Annotated in this window: 22 protein-coding genes; 14 read left to right on the top strand and 8 right to left on the bottom strand. The window is 72.1% G+C overall.

The window, feature by feature from the left end; all coding sequences use genetic code 11:
* Positions 1-65: 65 nt before the first annotated feature.
* On the bottom strand, positions 66-1,301 hold the full coding sequence (locus R9X44_RS29460) for an alpha/beta hydrolase (RefSeq protein WP_319817591.1): 1,236 nt from the start codon (positions 1,299-1,301) through the stop codon (positions 66-68).
* Between the two features lie 38 nt (positions 1,302-1,339).
* Here R9X44_RS29460 and R9X44_RS29455 point away from each other — a divergent pair, with 38 nt between their 5' ends.
* The 7 genes from R9X44_RS29455 to R9X44_RS29425 all read left to right on the top strand — a co-directional run bounded on the left by R9X44_RS29455 (position 1,340) and on the right by R9X44_RS29425 (position 6,652).
* Positions 1,340-2,215, top strand: coding sequence for a LysR family transcriptional regulator (locus R9X44_RS29455; protein WP_319817590.1), 876 nt, complete (start codon positions 1,340-1,342; stop codon positions 2,213-2,215).
* 107 nt (positions 2,216-2,322) lie between these two features.
* Positions 2,323-3,480: an NAD(P)/FAD-dependent oxidoreductase gene (locus R9X44_RS29450; RefSeq protein WP_319817589.1), complete on the top strand. Its 1,158-nt coding sequence runs from the start codon at positions 2,323-2,325 to the stop codon at positions 3,478-3,480.
* Positions 3,481-3,525: 45 nt separating this feature from the next.
* Positions 3,526-4,422: an RNA polymerase sigma-70 factor gene (locus R9X44_RS29445; protein WP_319817588.1), complete on the top strand. Its 897-nt coding sequence runs from the start codon at positions 3,526-3,528 to the stop codon at positions 4,420-4,422.
* Between the two features lie 318 nt (positions 4,423-4,740).
* A complete protein-coding gene (locus tag R9X44_RS29440) occupies positions 4,741-4,863 on the top strand; it encodes a hypothetical protein (RefSeq protein ID WP_319817587.1) in 123 nt (40 codons plus the stop codon).
* A 10-nt stretch (positions 4,864-4,873) separates the two neighbouring features.
* Entirely contained in the window at positions 4,874-5,620 is a 747-nt protein-coding gene (locus R9X44_RS29435) for an SAM-dependent methyltransferase (RefSeq protein ID WP_319817586.1), read from the top strand.
* Positions 5,621-5,891: 271 nt separating this feature from the next.
* The gene (locus R9X44_RS29430; RefSeq protein ID WP_319817585.1) at positions 5,892-6,248 is read left to right on the top strand and encodes an RNHCP domain-containing protein; all 357 of its coding nucleotides are present in this window, start codon (positions 5,892-5,894) and stop codon (positions 6,246-6,248) included.
* The gene (locus R9X44_RS29425; RefSeq protein ID WP_319817584.1) at positions 6,248-6,652 is read left to right on the top strand and encodes an RNHCP domain-containing protein; all 405 of its coding nucleotides are present in this window, start codon (positions 6,248-6,250) and stop codon (positions 6,650-6,652) included. Before R9X44_RS29430 ends, R9X44_RS29425 begins: the two co-directional genes overlap by 1 nt.
* A gap of 108 nt (positions 6,653-6,760) precedes the next feature.
* Here the strand turns inward: R9X44_RS29425 and R9X44_RS29420 are convergent, their stop codons facing one another.
* The gene (locus R9X44_RS29420; RefSeq protein ID WP_319817583.1) at positions 6,761-7,288 is read right to left on the bottom strand and encodes a DUF6326 family protein; all 528 of its coding nucleotides are present in this window, start codon (positions 7,286-7,288) and stop codon (positions 6,761-6,763) included.
* 160 nt (positions 7,289-7,448) lie between these two features.
* Between R9X44_RS29420 and R9X44_RS29415 the strand changes: the two genes are divergently transcribed.
* Positions 7,449-8,594 (top strand): sensor histidine kinase, encoded by a 1,146-nt coding sequence (locus R9X44_RS29415; protein WP_319817582.1) that lies wholly within the window; start codon positions 7,449-7,451, stop codon positions 8,592-8,594.
* Positions 8,591-9,238, top strand: coding sequence for a response regulator transcription factor (locus tag R9X44_RS29410; RefSeq protein ID WP_319817581.1), 648 nt, complete (start codon positions 8,591-8,593; stop codon positions 9,236-9,238). The genes R9X44_RS29415 and R9X44_RS29410 overlap by 4 nt, the downstream gene beginning before the upstream one ends.
* Positions 9,239-9,298: 60 nt before the next feature.
* Here the strand turns inward: R9X44_RS29410 and R9X44_RS29405 are convergent, their stop codons facing one another.
* Positions 9,299-11,362 (bottom strand): hypothetical protein, encoded by a 2,064-nt coding sequence (locus tag R9X44_RS29405; RefSeq protein WP_319817580.1) that lies wholly within the window; start codon positions 11,360-11,362, stop codon positions 9,299-9,301.
* 191 nt (positions 11,363-11,553) lie between these two features.
* Here R9X44_RS29405 and R9X44_RS29400 point away from each other — a divergent pair, with 191 nt between their 5' ends.
* Positions 11,554-12,222 carry a PP2C family protein-serine/threonine phosphatase gene (locus R9X44_RS29400; RefSeq protein WP_319817579.1) on the top strand — a complete coding sequence of 223 codons (669 nt, stop codon included), beginning with the start codon at positions 11,554-11,556 and terminating at the stop codon, positions 12,220-12,222.
* 104 nt (positions 12,223-12,326) lie between these two features.
* On the opposite strand, the gene R9X44_RS29395 is transcribed toward R9X44_RS29400, so the two are convergent.
* Entirely contained in the window at positions 12,327-12,728 is a 402-nt protein-coding gene (locus tag R9X44_RS29395; RefSeq protein WP_319817578.1) for a helix-turn-helix domain-containing protein, read from the bottom strand.
* A 102-nt stretch (positions 12,729-12,830) separates the two neighbouring features.
* Here R9X44_RS29395 and R9X44_RS29390 point away from each other — a divergent pair, with 102 nt between their 5' ends.
* Entirely contained in the window at positions 12,831-13,430 is a 600-nt protein-coding gene (locus R9X44_RS29390; protein ID WP_319817577.1) for a flavodoxin family protein, read from the top strand.
* A gap of 58 nt (positions 13,431-13,488) precedes the next feature.
* Here the strand turns inward: R9X44_RS29390 and R9X44_RS29385 are convergent, their stop codons facing one another.
* Positions 13,489-14,376, bottom strand: coding sequence for an oxidoreductase (locus tag R9X44_RS29385; protein ID WP_319817576.1), 888 nt, complete (start codon positions 14,374-14,376; stop codon positions 13,489-13,491).
* Between the two features lie 82 nt (positions 14,377-14,458).
* Here R9X44_RS29385 and R9X44_RS29380 point away from each other — a divergent pair, with 82 nt between their 5' ends.
* Both R9X44_RS29380 and R9X44_RS29375 read left to right on the top strand, forming a co-directional pair.
* Positions 14,459-15,058: a TetR family transcriptional regulator gene (locus tag R9X44_RS29380; protein ID WP_319817575.1), complete on the top strand. Its 600-nt coding sequence runs from the start codon at positions 14,459-14,461 to the stop codon at positions 15,056-15,058.
* A 79-nt stretch (positions 15,059-15,137) separates the two neighbouring features.
* Positions 15,138-15,692 (top strand): EF-hand domain-containing protein, encoded by a 555-nt coding sequence (locus R9X44_RS29375; RefSeq protein ID WP_319817574.1) that lies wholly within the window; start codon positions 15,138-15,140, stop codon positions 15,690-15,692.
* 54 nt (positions 15,693-15,746) lie between these two features.
* Here R9X44_RS29375 and R9X44_RS29370 read toward each other — a convergent pair whose 3' ends face one another.
* The 3 genes from R9X44_RS29370 to R9X44_RS29360 all read right to left on the bottom strand — a co-directional run bounded on the left by R9X44_RS29370 (position 15,747) and on the right by R9X44_RS29360 (position 19,429).
* A complete protein-coding gene (locus tag R9X44_RS29370) occupies positions 15,747-17,549 on the bottom strand; it encodes a hypothetical protein (RefSeq protein WP_319817573.1) in 1,803 nt (600 codons plus the stop codon).
* A 346-nt stretch (positions 17,550-17,895) separates the two neighbouring features.
* On the bottom strand, positions 17,896-18,219 hold the full coding sequence (locus R9X44_RS29365) for a hypothetical protein (RefSeq protein WP_319817572.1): 324 nt from the start codon (positions 18,217-18,219) through the stop codon (positions 17,896-17,898).
* Positions 18,220-18,571: 352 nt separating this feature from the next.
* Positions 18,572-19,429, bottom strand: coding sequence for an alpha/beta fold hydrolase (locus tag R9X44_RS29360; RefSeq protein ID WP_319817571.1), 858 nt, complete (start codon positions 19,427-19,429; stop codon positions 18,572-18,574).
* A 120-nt stretch (positions 19,430-19,549) separates the two neighbouring features.
* On the opposite strand from R9X44_RS29360, the gene R9X44_RS29355 reads away from it, so the two are divergent.
* On the top strand, positions 19,550-20,005 hold the full coding sequence (locus R9X44_RS29355) for a hypothetical protein (RefSeq protein WP_319817570.1): 456 nt from the start codon (positions 19,550-19,552) through the stop codon (positions 20,003-20,005).
* Position 20,006: the final 1 nt, after the last annotated feature.

The raw sequence follows: 20,006 nt of genomic DNA, 5'->3' as shown, positions 1-20,006 counted from the left end.
TGCGGTGGCGTCCGCCCGGACCTCACCGCAGCCCCGGCACCGAAGCGAGACTGGGCCGCACGGATTCATGTGGTATTTGGGGGGGTTGTTGGGGGGTGGGGGTGGGTGGTGAAGGCTTCGATGGCGTCGATGAGGGCTTCGAAGCGGAAGGAGTGGTAGAGGTCGAAGGCGTGGTTGCCGCCGCGGAGTTCGGCGTAGACGACGGGGGCGCGGGAGGTGCGGCGCAGGGCGTCGGTGAAGCGGCGGGCGTGGGCGACGGGGACCAGCGGGTCGAGGTCGCCGTGCGCGACGAGGAAGGGCGGGGCGTCGGGGGTGATGTGGTCGAAGGGTGAGGAGCCCGGCTCGTCGTTGAAGTAGGGGCCGTACCAGCCGTTCAGGTAGATGACGCCGGTGACGGAGGTGTCGGCGTCGGCGAAGCCGGGCTGGAAGGCGGGGTCGTTCGGGGTGAGCCCGGCCAGGGCCGCCATGTGGCCGCCGGCCGAGCTGCCCGCGACGAACAGCGTCGACGGGTCGGCGCCGTACTCGTGGCCGTGCTCCCGCACCCACGCGATGATCTTCTTCAGGTCGATCAGATGGTCGGGATGCTGCGCCTTGGGCCGGAGCCGGTAGTTCGCGCTGACGCACACCCACCCCCGGTGCGCCAGGTGGTGGAGCAGCGCCAGTGACTGGCTGTTCTTGTGGCCGCTGTCGTAGTGGCCCCCGTGCAGATGGATCATGACGGGCGCGCCGCCGGGCCGCGACCGGTGATGGTAGACGTCGAGCAGGTTGCGGCGGCCGGCGTCCCCGTAGGACAGGTCGGCCACCCGCCGGACGTCAAAGCGCCGCTTGAGAATCGGCAGGAACAAGATCCGGAGCAGCGGCGGACGACGGCGCAGCCCGGCGTCGATCGCGTCACGCCACCCGGGACCCAGTCCCCGGTCCATGGCGTCCTCGATCCGCGCCCGGTCCCCGAGCCCGCGCCACGCGATGACCGCCAGCCCCGGCGTCGTCACGACGGCCACCGCGACGATCGCCCAGCCGCCCGCCGAGTGGACGTCGCCCTCGGCGAACGCCAGCGCCGTCGGGATCAGCAGCATCCAGAAGAACGCCGCGAACGGCAGCTCATTGATCGCAAGGCCCAGGTAGTAGCTCACCCGGCCGAGGGGCCGTTCGAACGGCACGGGCCGCAGCGCGAACAGCGTGCCGAGCGCGACGAGCGCCACGGGGATCAGATATCCGACGGGCACCGAGCCTCCCAGGTCTTGCGCGCTGACGCGGTTCAGCCTGCCCGACCCGTCCCCTGTGGATCTACGACGGATCAAGTAACCTCTGTTAACCCTGAGCTTAAGAAAGGCCCGTCATGGAGATGCGAGAGATCGAGATCTTCCTGACCGCCGCCGAGGAACTGCACTTCACCCGCGCGGCCGAGCGGCTCGGCATCAGCCCGGCCCGCGTCAGCCAGTCGATCAAGAAGCAGGAACGGCACATCGGCGCGCCCCTGTTCGACCGCACCACGAGGGCCGTCCGCCTCTCACCCCTCGGCGAGCAGCTGTACCGGGCGCTCAAGGACGGCCACCGGCAGATCACCCAGGGGATCACCACGGCCCAGGCGACCGCCGACGGCACCGCGGGAACCCTGACCCTCGGCACCCTCGGCCCGAACTCCGTGGCGATCAAGAACGTCGCCGACCTGTTCCTGGCCCGCCACCCCAACGCCCGCGTCCTGCATCGCGAGATCCAGCCCGCCTCCCCCCTCGACCTGCTCAAGTCCGGCGAAGTGGACGTGGCGCATCTGTGGCTGCCGATCCGCGAGCCCGACCTGACCGTCCGGCCGACCCCGCACAGCTCCGCCGTGCTCCTGATGGTCTCCACCGACCACCCCTACGCGCACCGCGACGCCATCGGCCTTGAGGACCTCGGTGACTGCGCCGTCGTCGAGGGCCAGTCGATCCCCGCCTACATGGAGGAGGTCTTCAACCCCTGGCACACCCCCTCGGGCCGGCCCGTCCGGCGCGGCCCGAAGGTCACCACATGGCAGGAGGCGCTGAGCGCCGTCGCCTCGGGACAGGCCACCGCGGGAGTCACCGCCGAGGTCGCCGACCTCTACCCCTGGCCCAGCCTCGCCTTCGTCCCCATCCGCGACGCCGCCCCCTGCCGGTGGGCCTTCGCCTGGCGCACGTCAGCCGAGACCCCGCTCATCCGCGCCTTCGCCCAGGCCGCCGCCGACGCCCGGTAACCGCCCGCGCCGTGACCGCGCCCGGGGGTGATCTGTCTCACGTGCTGTCACAGGGGTCGATCAGGCGGTGTCTTGTGCACGAACCGCCTGAAACGAAGGAGAGCACCATGACGGGGAACACCAATGTGGTCGTGATCGGCGGCGGGTACGCCGGCGTCCTGGCGGCCAACCGCCTGACCAAGCGCGACGACGTCACGGTCACGCTGATCAACCCGCGTTCGACCTTTGTCGAGCGGATCCGCCTGCACCAGGTGGTGGGCGGGTCCCACGCGGCGGTCGTCGACTACCGCGAGATCCTGGGCGAGCGCGTCAAGCTGGTGGTCGACACCGCGGCACGGATCGACGCCCCCGGCCGCACCGTGGCGCTGGCGAGCGGGGACACGGTCGGCTACGACTACCTGATCTACGCGGTCGGCAGCGGCAGCGCCGCCCCGACCGTGCCAGGAGTTGCGGAGTTCGCCTACCCGATCGCTACCTTGGAGGAAGCACAGCGGCTGCGGACGGTCGTCGCCGCGGCCCCCGCGACGGCCGCGGTGACGGTGGTGGGAGCCGGGTCGACCGGTATCGAGGTCGCCGCCGAACTCGCGGAGTCCGGCCGCGCCGTGACCCTGGTGTGCGGCGACGTCCTCGGCCCGTACCTGCATCCGAGGGTCCGGCGCTCGGTCGCCAAGCGGCTGACGGCGCTCGGCGTGGACATACTCGAAGGCCCCGACGCGAAGGTGACGTCGGTCGCGCGCGACACCGTCCGCCTCGGCGACAGACGCGCGCTGCCGAGCGCGGTGACCGTCTGGACCGCCGGGTTCGGCGTGCCGGACCTCGCGGCGCGCAGCGGCCTGAGCACCGACGCCCTGGGCCGCCTGCTCACCGACGAGACCCTGACGAGCGTGGACGACGAGCGCGTCGTCGCGGCCGGGGACTCCGCCGCGCCGTCGGACATGCCGCTGCGCATGAGCTGCCAGACCGCCCGTCCACTGGGCGCGCACGCCGCCGACACGGTGCTGGCCAGGATCGCGGGCGCGCGGCCCGAGGTCATCAACGTGGGTGTCGTCGGCCAGTGCCTCGCCCTGGGCCGTCGCGCGGCCGCCCTGCAGCTCGCCTCCAAGGACGACACCGCGAACAGGTACCACATCGGCGGCCGGCTCGCCGCGGGGATCAAGGAGCGCACGTGCAGGGGCGTCGTCAAAGAACTGGTGGACGAGGCGCGCAAGCCGGGCTCGTTCACCTGGGGGTTCAAGAACGACGGGCGGCGGCAGCTGCTGCGGTGAGCCGTCGGCGACGACGGACGGCTCGGGAAGGAGAAAGATCGGGATATGAGCGACCATGCCGCCCACGCGGCGACGGACACGTTCGTCGCCCACCGCAACCTGCTCTTCACCGTCGCCTACGAGATGCTCGGATCGGCGGCCGACGCCGAGGACGTCCTGCAGGAGACGTGGCTGCGGTGGGTCAAGGTCGAGGTGGGGCAGGTGCGCGACCAGCGCGCCTACCTGGTCCGGATCACGACACGTCAGGCGCTCAACCGGCTGCGGACCATGAGCCGCCGCAAGGAGACCTACGTGGGCTCGTGGCTGCCCGAGCCGCTGATCACGGCGCCGGACGTGGCCGAGGACGTCGAACTCGCCGAGAGCATGTCGATGGCGATGATGCTCGTCCTTGAGACGTTGTCGCCGACGGAGCGCGCGGTCTTCGTGCTGCGCGAGGTCTTCGACGTCGACTACGACGAGATCGCGGCCGCCGTCGACAAGAGCCCCGCGGCGGTCCGCCAGATCGCGCACCGGGCCCGTCGGCACATCGACGCCCGCCGCCCGCGCTCGGTGGTCTCCGCGGCCGAGACCCGGGCGGTCCTTGCGTCGTTCCAGCGCGCGCTGGAGACCCGGGACCTGCAGGGGCTGCTCGACGTGCTCGCGCCGGAGGTCGTCTTCGTCAGCGACGGCGGCGGCGTCAAGCGGTCCGCGCAGCGTCCGATCACCGGCGCGGACAGGACGGTTCGCTTCCTGGCCGGGGGCCTGGCGAAGAACGACGCCACGATCACCCTCGACCCGACCGTGGTCAACGGCCACCCGGGGTTCGTCTTCCGTCTGGACGGCGAGATCGACGGCGTCATGACGGCCCGCGTCGAGGACGGCCGCATCACCGGCCTGTACTACGTCCGCAACCCGCAGAAACTGACCCACATCGGCTCCCAGACCCCGCTCACCCTGCGGTGAACCCCGCTGAAACCCTCCCTAACCCCCGGCCGGGGGTTAGGGAGGGTTTCAGGTCGGCGGGCACGGACGGTCACCGTGGGTGGTATCGTCGGGGCGGAAGCGACATTTGTCGCATATGGAGATGTGAGAGGTGAGTTGATGTCTGTCGCGGAGACGACCGCTGCGCGCGGCGCCCGGACCATCCTCACCTTCCGGGCCTCTGCCTGACCCTCGCCTGCCCACCTCCCCGTCGGGAGTAGATCCGGCACGCCTGCCGTCCGGCGAGGCCCCCGTCCAAGGGTCTCCACACTGTTTCCTCAACCCTCTTCTCCGCGCGTCATGACGCCGGCCGACCACGGCCGCGACGACGCGCGTTCCCTCACCCCGTCCCGGGCCGTGGTGTCCCGCGGCGACGCGCGGCTTCGCCGTGCCGTCGCACAGGCCCCGAACTTCAAGTCCTAAGGAATCGGTCATGGACCTTCCCCGTATCTTCACCATCCGCGAGAGCGGCCACCGCATCCACAACCCGCTGACGGCCGCGAAGTTCGCGACGCTCGGCGCGGCACTGCGCCTCGCGCCCGGCACGCGCGTGCTCGACCTGGCCAGCGGCTCGGGCGAGATGCTGTGCACCTGGGCGCGTGACCTGGGCTTCACCGGCACCGGCGTCGACATCAGCACGCTGTTCACCGCGCAGGCCAGGGCCCGCGCCGACGAGCTCGGCGTCGCCGGGCGCGTCGAGTTCGTCCACGGCGACGCCGCGGGCCACGTCGCCGCCGAGCCCGTCGACCTGGCGTGCTGCGTCGGCGCGTCGTGGATCGGGGACGGCGTCGCCGGAACCGTCGAGCTGCTCGCCCGCAGCCTCCGTCCCGGCGGCATGATGCTGATCGGCGAGCCGTACTGGCGGCGGACCCCTCCGGACGAGGAGACCGCCAAGAACTGCCACGCCACGGGCGTCGCCGACTTCCTGCCCCTGCACGGCCTGATCGAGCAGCTCGGCGACCTCGGCTACGACGTCGTGGAGATGATGCTCGCCGACCGGGACAGCTGGGACCGCTACACCGCGGCCCAGTGGCTCAGCATGCGCCGCTGGCTCGACGAGAACCCCGACGACGACCTCGCCCCCGAAGTACGGGACGAGCTCGCCGCCGAGCCCGCCCGCTACACGCGCTACCTGCGCGAGTACCTCGGCTGGGGGGTCTTCGCCCTCATGAAGCGCTGACGCCCCCGCGGGCCCGGCCCCACACGGGCCGGGCCCGCACGGCGCGAATAAACCGTTGGCGCGCCCGCGATCGGCCGGGTTACCCTGCCGACGTCCCCGCCACGACCGCCGCGTCGGTCCTTCCTCCGAAAGGGTGCTGTTTGGTCACCGCCTGCGCCGAGCGTTCCTCGGTGCCCCCCATGACCAGCGCGTTCGCGCGCTCCGCCGGTATCCGAGGCACGCTCGGCCCACTCCTGCTGTCATGTTCGTTCCTCAGCAAGGAGCCCTCCGGGTGCCCATCAACAGCAACTTCCAGAAGGTCGACACCTTCGACTGCGCACGCTGCGGCCTTACCGCGACGACCTATGCCGCAGACGGCCGACGCCGCAACCACTGCCCGTCGTGCCTGCACTCCCTGCACGTCCAGGACGCCTCCGGCGGCGTCAGCGCGTGCCGCTCCCGGATGTCGCCCATCTCCATCGCGGTGCTCCGCGACGGCGACTGGCGGATCATCCACCGGTGCGTGCGGTGTGACGAGCTGACCTCGAGTCCCGTCAGCCCGGATGACAACCAGCTCATCCTGCTGCGCATGGCCGTCCGTCCGCTCGCCCAGCCGCCGTTCCCGCTCGAAGCGTTCGGGGACCTGTGATGCCCCGGCGGACAGTCCCGCGCGCGGGGCGGGAGCAACGGCGCAAAACCGTGGAGCGGGTCAGGCAGGCGGCGCGGGACTTCCGTTGTGTCGGCTGCCGGCTCGACGTGCCCGCGTCCGCGCCGGGCACCGCGCACCGCAACCACTGCCCGACCTGCCTGGTCAGCCTGCACGTCGACCGGCGCGTCCCCGGCGACCGCGGCGCGACGTGCCGGGGCCGCATGGACGCGCTCAGCGTGTCCGCCCGCCCGGACGGCGAGTGGATGATCGTGCACGAGTGCGCGGCCTGCGGCGAGCTCAGCGTCAACCGGATCGCCGGCGACGACAACGCGCTCGCCCTCGTCCGACTCGCGCTCCGCCCCCTCCGCGACCCCCACATCGCGAAGGCGCTGCTGACCCTGTAACACCCTCGTGCGGGGGCCGCCCGGCCCCCGCACGAGGCGGCGTTCTGCTAGCCCCGCACCCCCCGCCTGACGCACGCATTCCCGCAGGTCGCGACCGGAGGCGGGCGGTCACACCTGCTGCGGCGGGCGGACCGGCTCGCTGTCGAAGGCTCCAGCCGGGGTGGGCGGTGATGTGGTGCGGTGGGGCCAGGTCCGGGCGGAGTGAAGGATGAAGGCCAGCAGGAGCAGTTCGAGTCCGATGGACAGGCCGTAGAAGTAGGAGTAGGACCACGGCTCGCCTGCCGCGTTGTACACCGTGACGGGGATGTAGAGCGCTGCCACGACGAGGTTGGCGGTGCGGTTGACGCGGGCGGGCAGTGTCACGGAGAGCAGGATCATGAGGATCGGGACGGCCATGAGGGTGAGCGCGGCGGCGACGAAGGTCGGGCCCAGGTCGAACTCGTGGACGATGCCGGCCAGGAGGTCGTCCAGGAAGCCGGGCTTGTACAGGGCGAGGTAGTCGACGTAGATGTAGAGGAACATGAAGCTGGTCCATGCCGCGGCGAGCTTGGCCTGCACGGGCAGGCGCAGATCTTCCAGCGTGCGCTGGGACGGCGGATTCTCCGGGGCGGTGCGGGGTTGAGGCGTTCTCGTCACGATGCTCCTTGGCTTGATCAGGTGGGTGCTTCCACCTTCACGGACGCCGACGGCGGGCGCATCAGCCCCGGAGCCTGATCCGACCTGGTCGTTGGCACAGCCGATTTCTTGTACTTTCGGCGGATGCACCGCAACACGCGGGCTGCCTAGGCTGCTCGAGATGGCCACCAACGCACTCCGCTCGCTGTGGGCCGAACCCCGACCCGCGCGCCCGTCGGACCGGAGGGCGCGGGACCGGGCCCTGGTCGCGGTACTGATCTGCTCATCCGTGCTGGAAGCGGTGCTGCGCGAGGACCTTGCGCCGTTCCCGCTGGCGCTCGTCGCCGTGCTCGCGGTCGTCGTCCCCCTTCCGTGGCGACGCACCCACCCGCTCGTGGTGTCCGTGGTGGCGTTCGGCACGGTGACGCTGGTCGACCTCGTCCGCGTCCTCACCGGAACGCACGGCACCCTGCCCTCGAGCGTCGCGGCCACCCTGCTCATCACCTACGCCCTGTTCCGGTGGGGCTCCGGTCGGGAGGCCGTGAGCGGCCTCGGCGTCATCCTGCTGTGGCTGGCCGTCACCTACGTCGCCGAGACGGGCAGCGTGACGGAGATGGCCGCCGGATACGCGTTCTTCCTGTGCGCCGCCGCGCTCGGCGCAGCGATCCGCTATCGCACGAAGATCCGCGTCCGCGACATCGACCAGGCCAAGGCCCGCGAACGCGAACTGCTCGCCCGTGAACTCCACGACACCGTCGCCCACCACGTCTCGGGCATCGCCATCCAGGCCCAGGCGGGCCGTGCCGTCGCGGCCGCCCACCCCGAGCGTGCCGTCGAGGCCCTTGCCGTCATCGAGGACGCGGCGACCCGCACCCTCACCGAGCTGCGCGCCATCGTCGGCGTGCTCCGCTCCGCACAGGACACCGAGTTCACGCCGCGGCCCGGTGTGGCCGAGGTCGCGCGGCTCGCCACCGACGGCCAGACGCGTCCCCGCGTCGAGGTGACGCTGTCCGGCGAACTCGACGGCCTCAGCCCGGCGGTCGGGGCCGCGCTCTACCGGCTGGCCCAGGAGTCCGTCACCAACGCCCGACGGCACGCCCGCCACGCGACCCGGGTCACCGTCGCCGTCACCGGCGACGCCGACCGGGTACGGCTGACCATCGACGACGACGGCTCCGCCGCCGGCGGCCGCGCCCCGGCGGGCTACGGCCTGATCGGCATGCGGGAGCGCGCCGCACTGCTCGGCGGCACCTTCCACGCGGGCCCCGCCGCCGCGCGGGGCTGGCGGGTGGAGGCGGTCCTGCCCAGAGCCGGGACGCCGCGATGAGCATCAGGGTCCTCATCGCCGACGACCAGCCCATCGTGCGCACCGGGCTTGCCATGCTGCTCGACGCCCAATCCGACATCGAGGTGGTCGGCGCGGCCGCCGACGGGCGCGAGGCGGTCCGCCTGGCGCGCGAGCTGCGCCCCGACGTCGGCCTGTTCGACATCCGGATGCCGCTGATGGACGGCATCGAAGCCACCCGGCGCCTCGCCGGCCCCGACGTCACCGACCCCCTGCCGATCGTGGTCATCACCACCTTCGACCTTGACGAGTACGTCCACGGGGCGCTCAAAGCCGGCGCGCGCGGGTTCCTGCTCAAGGACGCAGGACCCGCCCTGTTGACCCAGGCGATCCACGCCGCCGCCGACGGGAACGCGCTGATCGCGCCCAGCGTCACCGTCCGGCTGCTCGCGGCGTTCGCCCGCGCGGAGACCGCACCGCCGAGGCAGCCGACGGAACCGCTCACCGCCCGCGAGGAGGAGGTCCTCGTGCCCGTGGCGCAAGGCCGCACCAACAATGAGATCGCCCGCGCGCTCCACATCACCCCGAGCACCGTCAAAGCCCACCTCGCCAGCCTCATGCGCAAGCTCGGCGCGCGCAACCGCGTCGAGGTCGCCATGTGGGCCCACGAGACCGGCCGCGTCTGACGCTCCCGCCGCCGTTCGTCGCCGGGCCGTCGCATAGTGCGCCGCGGCCGTCGGGCGGGGTTACACGTCGTTCAGGGTCGGGGTGAGGGGTGTTTCCAGGCCGTGGGTGAACGCCTTCTCGTAGGGGAGGTCGCCGATCGCGGCGCGGATGCCGGTCTCGCACGCCTGGCGGGCCGCGGCGAGTTCGGGCGAGCCGAACTGGGCGGTGCCGAACGTCGCCCGCCACGCCTGCTCGCCCGTGCCGAGGATCGACGCGGCCTGCTCGAACTCGCCGAGTCCCGCGAGCGCCAGGGCGAGGGAGTCAAGAACGAGGGCCATGCCCCAGTAGTCGCCGAGCTGCCGGTTGGCCTCAAGGGCCTGGCGGGCGTGGTCGACTGCGGTGCTCATGTCGCCGGTGCCGAGGGCCGCGAGCGCCCAGATGTAGTCGCCCCACGACCGGTACTTGTACTCGCGCCGCCGCACCCCCTCGGCCCTGATCCAGCGGGCGAGGTCGACGGCGTCGGCGTAGTCGCCCCGGACGATGTGGATGTAGGACACGCACGCCTGCACCATCAGCGCGGTCGCCTCGGCCATCCCCTCGGCCTCGTGCGGCCCGCCGGGCTCGGGCAGCACGTCGAACGGCGCGACGAGGGTCATCGCGAGGTCGGCGTCGCCGCGGATGGACCAGCCGGTCCCGCGCAGATAGGCGGCGGCACGGGCGGACACGCCGTGCGGCGGCCGGTCGGCTTCGGGGGCCGCGCCGGTGCAGATGTCGATGGCGTGGTTGGTCGCGTCGATGTCGCCCTGCGCCAGGACGACGAGCCCGTACGCCCACGCCGCGCGCATCCGGTGGTAGCCGGGCCCCGTGTCGTGGGCCAGGGCACGTTCGAAGTAGTGGCGGCCTTCGCGCTGGTGGCCGCAGCAGTACCAGAAGAACCACAGCGCCCCGAGCATCTCGAGGACGGCGTCGCCCGGCTCGGTGAAGCACGTCTCCAACGCCACCTGCAGGTCGGCGAAGTCACGCGCGAACCCGCGCGCGAGGTCGGCCTGCTCGGGCCCGAACCACAGGGCGAACGCGCGCCGCGCCTCGTCCCGGTAGTGGTCGCGGTGGCCGACCCGCAGCGCGCGCTCCTCCCCCAGCTCGCGCAGCCAGTGCGCGCCGAACTCCGCGATCGTGTCGAGCAGCGCGTATCTGCCGTCGCGGGTCTTGACCAGCGACTTGTCGACGAGCGCGGCGAGCGTCGCCGCGACGTCGTCGGCGGTGAGGGGGCCGCCCGCGCACACCCGCTGCGCGGCCGCCAGCGTGAACGATCCGGCGAACACCGACAGCCGCGCCCACAGCAGCCGCTCCTGCGGGGTGCACAGCTCGTGGCTCCATCCGATCGTGGTCCACAGCGTCTCGTGGTGCGGGGGAGCCGAGCCCGTCTGCTTGCGGCGCGCCTCGAGGCCGAACCTGTCCTGGATCCGCGCGGTCAGCTCGGCGACCGGCAGGTCCGCGACGAGCGCGGCGGCGAGCTCGACGGCGAGGGGGATGCCCTCCAGGCGCTCGCAGACCTCGACGACGGTCGGGCGGGTCTCGTCGGTCAGCGCGAAGGAGGGGGCGACGGCGGCGGCGCGGTCGGCGAACAGGCGGACCGCCTCGCGCGCGGCGGGCAGCGGCTCGAGCGCGATGGGGCGCTCGCCCCGCACGCCGATGGGCTGGCGGCTCGTCGCGACGATCCGGACGCCGGGCGCGACCCCCAGCAGCACCATGATCATCATCGCGCAGGGTTCGAGGAGGTGCTCGCAGCCGTCCAGGACGATCAGGCAGCGGGAGGCGGCGAGCCTGTCGGCCAGGACCTCGACCATCGGCCGTGTCGTCTGGTCCTGCACGCGCATCTCCCGGCAGATGAGGTGCGGCAGGAGGGTGCCGTCGCGCAGCTGCGACAGCCGCACCACCCACACGCCGTCGGGGAAGTCGTCCGCGACGCGCGCGGCGGCCTCCAGCGCCGTCCTGGTCTTGCCGACGCCGCCGACGCCGGTCAGCGTGACCAGCCGCGCGGCGCGCAGGGCCGCTTCGATCGAGGCGAGCTCGTCGGCGCGCCCCACGAAGCTGGACAGGTCGGTGGAGATGTTGCCGCGCCGAGGGTGCGCCTGTGGTGCCATGGATGCTCCGCTCACTGGACCGGTGACTTTGCGGAATTGCGACGATACTCCGCGCGTCGGCGATTTGTTCGCTCTTCGCGTGCATCACCTCACCCACGGCTAGGATGAAGGCCGGTCAGGGTCACGAGAGGCGGTCAGTGGAACCCTTCGACGCGCAGGCGACCCCGTCCTCGCACTGCGGAGGTGTCCGAGTGGAGCGCGCGCATCTCGCGGGCGGCGCGCGCCACTGCGAGGTCATCCACTCGCCGTTCGGCGTCCGCGCGATCGCCGCGCACCCCGTCGGCGCGGACCCTGCGGCTCTGCTGGGCGAGGTCATGCGCGGTTTCGGCGAGCTGGCGATGCACGAGACGAGCCTGGCGGGCATCGCGTTCCGCGTCGACGGGTTCCTGTCCGACCGGGGCGAGGAGTACACGAGCGCGGTCCTCGTCCAGTTCGACCCTGCGGGCCTTGACGCCGAGGTGATCTGCTGCGGCCACGCCCCGCCCGTCATCGTGCGCGGCGACGGGCGCGCCGAGCCGTGCGCCCTGCCCGCCGCGCTGCCGCTCGGCCTGCAGGCGCTGGAGGCCGGCTGGTACACCCCCACGTGGATTCCGCTGGCCCCCGGCGACGGCCTCCTGCTGTACTCCGGCGGCGTCACCGCCGTGCAACGCCCCTATCCGTTCCTCACCCGTATCCCCCGCCTCGCCTCCCACGACCCGTCAGCGTTCACCGAACAGCTCGCCGCCGACGTCCGCCTCCACTCCGCCGACCCCACCGACCTGCTGCTCCTCCTTCCCGAAACCTCCCCCTTCCGCCTGGAGCGCCCCCGCCCCCAGGTCCCCACCCTGGGCCCCGCCTGGTCCGACACCCCACCCCCATAACCCCCCACCTCACCGCTTCCCACGACACGCGGCCGAGCAGACGCCTCGCCACAGCGCGGCGAGCCTCGCAGGCCGTGGAGGGCTCGGCTGTCGACGTCGGGGGGTCAGGGGGTGGGGCGGGTGTCGTAGGCGTGGCGGGCGGCGAGGACGTCGGGCATGTGGTGTTCGAGGAGGGTGATGAGGTCGAGGAGGCGGGCGGAGACCTCGGCGCCGAGGGGGGTGAGGCGGTATTCGACGCGGGGCGGGTTGCCGGGGTGGGCGTCGCGGATGACCAGGCCGTCGCGTTCCAGGGCGTGCAGGGTCTGGGAGAGCATCTTCTCGCTGACGCCGTCGACGCGGCGGCGCAGTTCGTTGAAGCGCAGGGTGTCCTCGCGCAGCGCGCCGAGGGTCAGCCCGCCCCAGCGGCCGGTGACGTGCTCCAGCGTGGTGCGTGACGGGCAGGTCCTTTCGAACACGTCGAACGCGTCGATGCTCTCGGCCGTCGGCGCGGCGGTGGGCAGCGTCATGCGATCAACTTACCATAGGGTAGCGCTTCCCCCCGGTTTGCGCTTTCTAAAAGTTAGTGCTTTCCTGTAGCGGTCATTCCACAACTCTTCCAGGGAGCACCCATGCCCCGTCCCGTCGTCGCCATCGCCTACCACTCCGGCTACGGCCACACCGTCATGCTCGCCGAGGCCGTCCGGAGCGGCGCGGCGGCCGCCGGCGCGGACGTCCGCGTGATCGCGGTCGACACGATCACCGAGCGCCAGTGGGAGGAGCTGGACGCGGCCGACGCCATCGTCTTCGGCTCGCCGACCTACATGGCCACCGCCTCCGCCGCCTTCCACGCCTTCGCCGAGGCGTCGTCCAAGCGCTGGGCCGCGCACGCCTGGCAGGACAAGCTGGCGGCCGGGTTCACCAACTCCGGCTCCATGAGCGGCGACAAGATGGGCACGCTCCAATACTTCGCGCTGCTCGCCGCCCAGCACGGCATGACCTGGGTGAGCCTCGGCGTGCACTCCGGCTGGAACAGCGCGACCAGCTCGGAGCACGACCTCAACCGGCTCGGCTTCTACCTGGGCTCGGGCGCCCAGACCAACGTGGACGCCGGACCCGACGGCGTGCACAAGGCCGACCTCGCCACCGCCGAGCACCTGGGCCGCCGCGTCGGCGAGGCCGCCAAGGTCGCCGTCGCGGGCCGCGCGGCGCTGGCCGCCGACCCCGTCTGACGGCCCCGCGCCCGCCGCACGCACGCGCACCCCCGGCGGCGGGCCCACGGGTCGGCGTTCAGAACGCGAAGGAGACGCCCGTCATCTTCTCCGAGACGTCCCACAGGCGGGCCGCGGTGTCGGGGTCGGTCGCCGACCGGACGGGCCGCACCCGCTTGGGGTACCCGCGCAGCTCCCCGGGACCTTGCGGCCCGTAGAACTCGCCGCCCTGAACGCCCGGAGCGGTCGCGGCGTACAGCTGGTCGAGCGCGCCCTTGCTGACGTGCTGGGCCAGAAGGAGGTTGCCCAGGCGGCCGCCCAGGTTGAGCACACCGGTCGGACCTGAGGTCTGCAGGTTGGTGGCGCTGTAGCCGGGATGGGCCAGGACGCTGATGGCCGGGCTGCCCGAGGCGCGCAGGCGGCGGTCGAGTTCCAGGCCGAACAGCACGTTGGCGAACTTGGACTGGGCGTAGGCGCGGGTGGGCGAGTAGGAGCGCGCGGCGTCCAGGTCGTCGAAGTCGACGCGGCCCTGCCGGTGCAGGCTCGAGCTGACGGTGACGATCCGGGGCGCGGACCCGGCGCGCAGCACCGGGTACAGCAGCGCGGTCAGCGCGAAGTGGCCGAGGTGGTTGGTGCCGAACTGCAGCTCGAAGCCCTGCGCGGTGGTGCGGTGCGGCGTCATCATCACACCGGCGTTGTTGACGAGCACGTCGGCGCGCTCGACCCCGGCGGCGAAGCGGGCCACCGACTGAAGGTCGGCCAGGTCGAGGGTGCGGACCTCGACCGAGCCCGGCAGGCTCGCCGCTGCGGCCCTGCCCTTGTCGGGGTCGCGCGCGGTCATGATCACATGGGCGCCGTGTTCGGCGAGGCGGCGTGCGGTTTCCAGGCCGAGGCCGCTGTTCGCGCCGGTGACGACGAACGTGCGGCCGGTCTGGTCGGGGATGTCGGCTGCTGTCCATTTGGTCATGCGCCACAGCATGCCGTCTGTGTCACCGAGTGTCAAACATTGCAGGAAGAGGCACCTTTGGCACTGTTGATAGAGTTCTGTGGTGATCTGGAAGACCGAGCCGCCCAACATGGCCGAGCGCAAACGCAGGGCAGTCCGGGAGGAACTGGGCGAGGTCGCGCTGCGGCTGCTGGCCGAACACGGCTTCGAGGGCACCACCATCGACCAGATCGCGCACGCCGCCGGCTGCTCGCGCCGCACGTTCTTCCGGTACTACAAGTCCAAGGAGGACGTGATCCTCGAGGTCCTCAACGACCTCGGCGACTTCGTCCTCGACGTCCTGCGCTCCCGCCCGGCCGACGAGCCGCCGCTCGACGCCCTGCGCGCCGCCCTCCAGGCGGCGGTACCGGTCATGACGGGCAACGCACGCAAGTCCGCGGCCCTGATCCGGCTGATCTTCGCCAGCCCCGCCCTGCGCGCCCGCTACCTGCACCGCCAGCTCGACCTCGAGGCGGCCCTGGCCGCCGAACTCGCCGCACGCCAGGGCGCGCCCGCCGACGACCTGGCCCTGCGGCTCACCGCGGCCGCCGCGCTCAAGGTCCAGGACCTCGTCCTGCCCCGCTGGGCCGAGGACGACGGCCGCGCCGACCTGTCGGCACTCCTCGACGACGCCTTCGCCCTCCTCAAGAACCAGCGCGCATAACCACTCTCCGTGATCAGACAGATACGATGCGTCTGTCGCCGGGGTTCTGCGGCGGCACACCTTCGTGAGGAGCACGGCCATGACCATCACCTCTGCGCATCCGATCACCGTCAAGTTGGACGCGCTGTTCAATATCACCGACGCCGACCAGAACGGCTACCTGGAGTGGTCGGACTACGAGCGCATCGTCGACCGTTACCTGAGCGCCTACAAGGTCCCGCGCGGCGACCGGCGGGCGCTGGCGCTGACCGCCTCCTACCAGATGTACTGGATGGAGCTGCTGCGTCACGCCGGCGGCGACACCCGGCTCGACCGTGCGACGTTCCACCACGCCACCCGCGCCGCCATCTACGACACGAGCCGCTTCCAGATGATCGAGGCGGTCCCGCACGCCGTCTTCGACATCATCGACGCCGACGGCGACGGCGTCATCACCCGCGAGGAGTTCGTCAGGCACTTCACCGTGTGGGACGGGCAGACCCCCGACGCCCACGAGGTGTTCGTCCGCCTCGACACCGACGGCGACGGCGTCATCAGCCGCCACGAGTTCATCCGCGCGGTCCGCGAGTTCTACTACTCCCCGGACCTCGACGCGCCCGGCAGCGTCGTCTTCGGCGTCCTGCCCCTGCCCTGACCCGGCCCGGCCCGCAGGCCCGGACGCCCGCACGGCGCGTCCGGGCCCGCCCGGCTAGTGGTGTTTGCCGACGATCTGCCAGGTGTCGATGGTGCCGCCGACCGCGTCCCACAGCTTGGCCTTGTCGGTGTCGTTGAGGCCCTCGTCCGGGCCCTTGTAGGCCGCGCAGATCCGCTGCTTGACCAGCGCCTTGTGCAGGGCGTGCGCGGCGCGGAGGCCGGACTTGACCCGCCAGGCGAAGTCGGCCCAGTCGGCGCCGAAGTGGTCGTCGCGCAGGCTCCCGACGCCGAGGTCGCGCTGCCACTGGGCGCACAGCGCGGTGAAGGCTTCCCCGACGGAGAACGGGTCGTACTTCAGGGTCGTGGAGGCGGTCCCGACGCCGTTGGCGGCCTTGAAGATCGCCTCGAACACGCCCTGCGCGGTGCCCCTGCCGAGCGCTTGGGCGGCGTAGGCGGCGGCGTCCTTCAGCTCGTAGTCGTTGTCGGTGACGTTCTTGGCGAGCGTCGCCGCGAGCGCCTTGCGTCCTTCGGCCGACGGGACGTGCCCGAGTTCGATCCTGCGGTAGCCGGGCACGACCCCCTGCCACTGGTCCATGCGCCCTTCCTGGAGGTTGTAGATCTCCTCCAGGTAGACGGTCCGGACGCCGAGCAGCGCCGGGCCCTCCAGCGCGCCGCTGCGCATCCCGATGTTCATCAGGTTGTACCCGGCCTTCACCAGGTAGGCGAACAGCGCCAGCTGCATGCGCCGGTCGCCGCTGATGAACGGGCTGCGCTTGTCGTTCCAGTACTCGGTGAGGTCGATGTCGACGCCGTCGGTGATGCCGTGGCCCGCGTCGCCGACCAGCACGATCGCCGCGTTCTCGATGAGGCCGTTCCGCTTGATCGTCTTGATGAGGTCGCGGGTCGCGGTGACGCACGTGTCGAGCTCGGGGTGCGCGCCGCCGAGCGCGCCGCTGCGCCGGAACCACAGGAACGCGTACGCCTTGGACTTGTCGAACCGCTTGCGCGCGACCCACTGCGCGATCGTCTCGCCGTGCGGGACGAGCGAGGCCGCACCGGTCTCCCAGCCCTGGGGCAGCCACGCCGCCTGCAACGCCGCGGTCGCCTTGGCCGGGGACATCGTCTTGTACGCCGCCGCCACCAGCCGCGTCGCGTTCCCGATCGCCAGGCACACCCGCGTCCGCGCGACGATCTTCGGCACACCCCAGGGGAACACGCTCTTGGGGAAGTACCCCTCCTGGCTGTACCGGTACGCTTTGCGGGCGTCGGTGACGGGGATCAGCGCGATCCGCCGCTTCCCGGCCAGGGGGCAGCTGTTGTAGAACCGCAGCAGCGTGTTCGCACGCCGCATGTGGTCCTCTGAGCCGTGCTCGTAGAAGAACGCGAGCCCCGTCGTGTCGTTGAGGGTGAGGGCGGCGTGGACGCCGAAGGTGTCGCCGCTCATGTAGTCGGCCTGGGCGATGACGGCGTCGAGCTCGTCGTTGACGAAGTCGTAGCCGTACGGTTCCTGCCGCACGAACACGTCACCGGTCCTTTGGACGGCGGCGTGGATGGCCTCCGACGACCCGTACACCGGGCCGTCCAGGATCGTGGCGGCCCTGGCGTCGGCGCGGATCGCGTGCAGCGCGTCGATGAGCTCGCCGAGCAGTTTCAGCCACGCGCCGCGCGCCTCGACGCCTTCGCCGGTCGGCGGGAGCGTCACCATGTCCAGGACCTGGGCGTTGATGTCCTTGGCGATCCGGTCGGCCTCGACGGCGACGGCGTCGGCCAGCGGCAGGGTGAGGCGGGGGATGAGGGCGTCGACGGTGAGCCTGGCGAGCGTGAAGCCGGGCAGGCGCTCGGTGTAGGGGGTGGTCATGGGTGTCCCTCGCGGATCGGGGGCCGGTGCGGTGGACGCTCAGTAGAGCGACGGCTCCGCTGCGCGTCAACGTGCCGGGTGACCGGTTTGCCACGGAACGTAGGGAAACAATGCTGGGTGGTGCCCGTATCCGGTGGTCGCGTCATGTGACGGCCAGGTGAGTGACCTGTCTCCTTGCCGCCATAGCCCGGTGCGTCCGGCGGCTGCTCCCCGTCCTCGGCGACGCCCTCGACCGCCGCTTCTTACCGCTGGTCAGGACGCTGTCCCTGTCCCTCGGGTGCGGTCGGGCGCGCGCCTGCCCGTCCCCGGTGACCGTGCGGAGCCTGTTCCGGACGCGGCGCGCAGGTCAGCCGGGGAACTGGCCGAGCCAGGTGAGGGGGGCGAGGGCGGGCGGCTCGGGGATGGTCTCCCGCTCGTTGAGGTCCGCGTCGAGCAGGTGGAAGGTTTTCGGTCGGGAGTCGTCGTCGGGGGTGCCGACGCGGGCGATGGCGGTTCCGTCGGATTGGTAGAGGATTCCGGCGCGGGTGAGGGTGTCGGGCAGGTCCACCGGTTTTCCGGTGCGGGTGTCGAAGACGACGCTTCGGTAGCGGAGGAACCGGTCGTCGCCGGTGCGGGGTTTGAACAGGACGCCGAGGCGGCGGCCGTCGGGGGAGAACGACCCAAGGACCACCGGCTGCCACCCTTGCGGTGTGGGCAGTGCGCGGACAGGCCGCCCGTGGTGTTCCAGCTCGCGAACGTCTTCCCGTCCAGGGACAGGGCGACGGGGTTGTCGCGGAACTCGGCGGGGACCGGGAGCTGCGCGGGTTCCGTCTCGCCGGGGGCCCACCGGTAGAAGCGCCCCGCGGGGAATTGCGGCGGAGACCCGTAGGAGCGGTAGAGCATCCCCGGTGCGACGGGCGCGGCGGCCTCCGTCGAAGGGGTGGGGGACGGCGGCGTGGCGTCCGTGCTGCAGGCGCCGATCGCGAGGAGGACGGCGGGAAGGAGCAGCTTCGTTCGCAAAGGTGACCCTTCAGCAGGGGCGGTTACCGGTGGGCGTTCAGGTGGGGGATGAGGAGGGCGGCGACGTCGTCGGCGGACTGTTGCGGGATCCAGTGGCCGACGCCGCGCAGCGTGTGGGCGGTGTAGGGGCCGCTCACGTGCCGGGCGGTGAGGGCGGCGGCCTCGGGGCCGAGCGCGGGGTCGGCGTCACTGTTGACGAACAGGGTGGGGACGGTGACGGGCGCGAGACGGCCCGGCGGGTTGAACGGCATCGCCCGGTACCAGTGCAGCGCGGGCGTGAGCCCGCCCGCCTCGAGGACGGCGACGTCGCGCGCGGCGTCATCCTCAAGGCCCGCGACGGAAAGGCCCGCCAGGAGGCGGGGCCGGGAGCGCCGTGCGATGCGCCGCAGCACCGCTTCGGGCAGCCAGGGCGGCTGGAACGCGAACATGTACCACGACCTGAGGAACTGCCGGCTGGTGAACATGGCGCGCAGGAACGCCGCCGGGTGCGCGACCGACAGTGCGGTCACCGTCGCGAGCGCGTCGGGGCGGGTGGCGGCGAGGGTCCAGGCGACGGCCGCGCCCCAGTCGTGCCCGACGACGTGCACCCGACCGGCGTTCGCGGTGTCGATGAGGGCGACGACGTCGCCGACCAGGGCCGACAGCCGGTAGGCGAGTCTGCCGCGCGGGCGGGCGCGGGGTGAGTAGCCGCGCTGGTCGGGGGCCAGGGTGCGGTATCCGGCGGCGTGCAGCAGCGGCGCGAGCCGCGCCCAGCAGCGGGACGTCTGCGGGAATCCGTGCAGCAGGATGACGACGTCGCCGTCGAGCGGTCCCTGGTCGGTGACGTCGAAGGTGAGGCCGTCGCGGCTGTAGGAGGTGATCCGCTGTCTCTCGCCGCTCATCCGCCCCATCTCCCCCGCCCGCCGCGCCACGATTACACGCGCCCGCGCGTCGGCCTGTCAAGGCGAACCGGGGGCGGGGCGCAGGCGTCACACCGGGTGAGCAACGAAAGGTGTGGCACGGTGGGGCATCGAGGGCAGCTGGCGGCGGCCGGGGTGATGGTGGCGGGGCTGATCGGTTTCGGATTCGTGGTGGAAAGCGGCGGATTCCAGCGGGACGGAGCCCCGTTCGGCACGAACCCCGAACCGGTGGACGTCCGGCTCAGCGGCGCGGTCCGCGCGGAGTTCGGCAAGGCGAAGGTGACGTGCCGGTCGTTCGGCCGCACGAAGCGGTTCACCGTCGACACCTACCGCGACGGCGAGGTCCACTTGAGCCTGCACGTGTCGGTCGACGAGGGCGCGCCGCCCAGCGCGCTGCTGTGGGCGCCCGCGGTGTTCCAGAACCGGCAGGGCGCGGGCGTCACCGTCGACGTCGACGCGCGGACCGTCACCCTCGCCGACGCCCCGTTCGCCGCCCCCTCCGGCGAGCAGGTCACGGTGACGGGCCAGTGGCGGTGCCACCGCTGGGCCCGCCGCTGAC

The sequence above is a fragment of the Actinocorallia sp. A-T 12471 genome (assembly GCF_033875155.1).
GTDB lineage: Bacteria > Actinomycetota > Actinomycetes > Streptosporangiales > Streptosporangiaceae > Actinocorallia.
The sequence above is the reverse complement of the archived record's forward strand: the minus strand, read 5'-3'. Positions and strand labels throughout refer to the sequence as shown.

Excerpts from the sequence above, each read along its gene's own strand:
- R9X44_RS29455 (WP_319817590.1), top strand. The coding sequence starts at position 1,340 with ATGGAGATGCGAGAGATCGAGATCTTCCTGACCGCCGCCGAGGAACTG.
- R9X44_RS29450 (WP_319817589.1), top strand. The coding sequence starts at position 2,323 with ATGACGGGGAACACCAATGTGGTCGTGATCGGCGGCGGGTACGCCGGC.
- R9X44_RS29445 (WP_319817588.1), top strand. The coding sequence starts at position 3,526 with ATGAGCGACCATGCCGCCCACGCGGCGACGGACACGTTCGTCGCCCAC.
- R9X44_RS29440 (WP_319817587.1), top strand. The coding sequence starts at position 4,741 with ATGACGCCGGCCGACCACGGCCGCGACGACGCGCGTTCCCTCACCCCG.
- R9X44_RS29435 (WP_319817586.1), top strand. The coding sequence starts at position 4,874 with ATGGACCTTCCCCGTATCTTCACCATCCGCGAGAGCGGCCACCGCATC.
- R9X44_RS29425 (WP_319817584.1), top strand. The coding sequence starts at position 6,248 with ATGCCCCGGCGGACAGTCCCGCGCGCGGGGCGGGAGCAACGGCGCAAA.
- R9X44_RS29415 (WP_319817582.1), top strand. The coding sequence starts at position 7,449 with ATGGCCACCAACGCACTCCGCTCGCTGTGGGCCGAACCCCGACCCGCG.
- R9X44_RS29410 (WP_319817581.1), top strand. The coding sequence starts at position 8,591 with ATGAGCATCAGGGTCCTCATCGCCGACGACCAGCCCATCGTGCGCACC.
- R9X44_RS29405 (WP_319817580.1), bottom strand. The coding sequence starts at position 11,362 with ATGGCACCACAGGCGCACCCTCGGCGCGGCAACATCTCCACCGACCTG.
- R9X44_RS29395 (WP_319817578.1), bottom strand. The coding sequence starts at position 12,728 with ATGACGCTGCCCACCGCCGCGCCGACGGCCGAGAGCATCGACGCGTTC.
- R9X44_RS29390 (WP_319817577.1), top strand. The coding sequence starts at position 12,831 with ATGCCCCGTCCCGTCGTCGCCATCGCCTACCACTCCGGCTACGGCCAC.
- R9X44_RS29385 (WP_319817576.1), bottom strand. The coding sequence starts at position 14,376 with ATGACCAAATGGACAGCAGCCGACATCCCCGACCAGACCGGCCGCACG.
- R9X44_RS29375 (WP_319817574.1), top strand. The coding sequence starts at position 15,138 with ATGACCATCACCTCTGCGCATCCGATCACCGTCAAGTTGGACGCGCTG.
- R9X44_RS29370 (WP_319817573.1), bottom strand. The coding sequence starts at position 17,549 with ATGACCACCCCCTACACCGAGCGCCTGCCCGGCTTCACGCTCGCCAGG.
- R9X44_RS29360 (WP_319817571.1), bottom strand. The coding sequence starts at position 19,429 with ATGAGCGGCGAGAGACAGCGGATCACCTCCTACAGCCGCGACGGCCTC.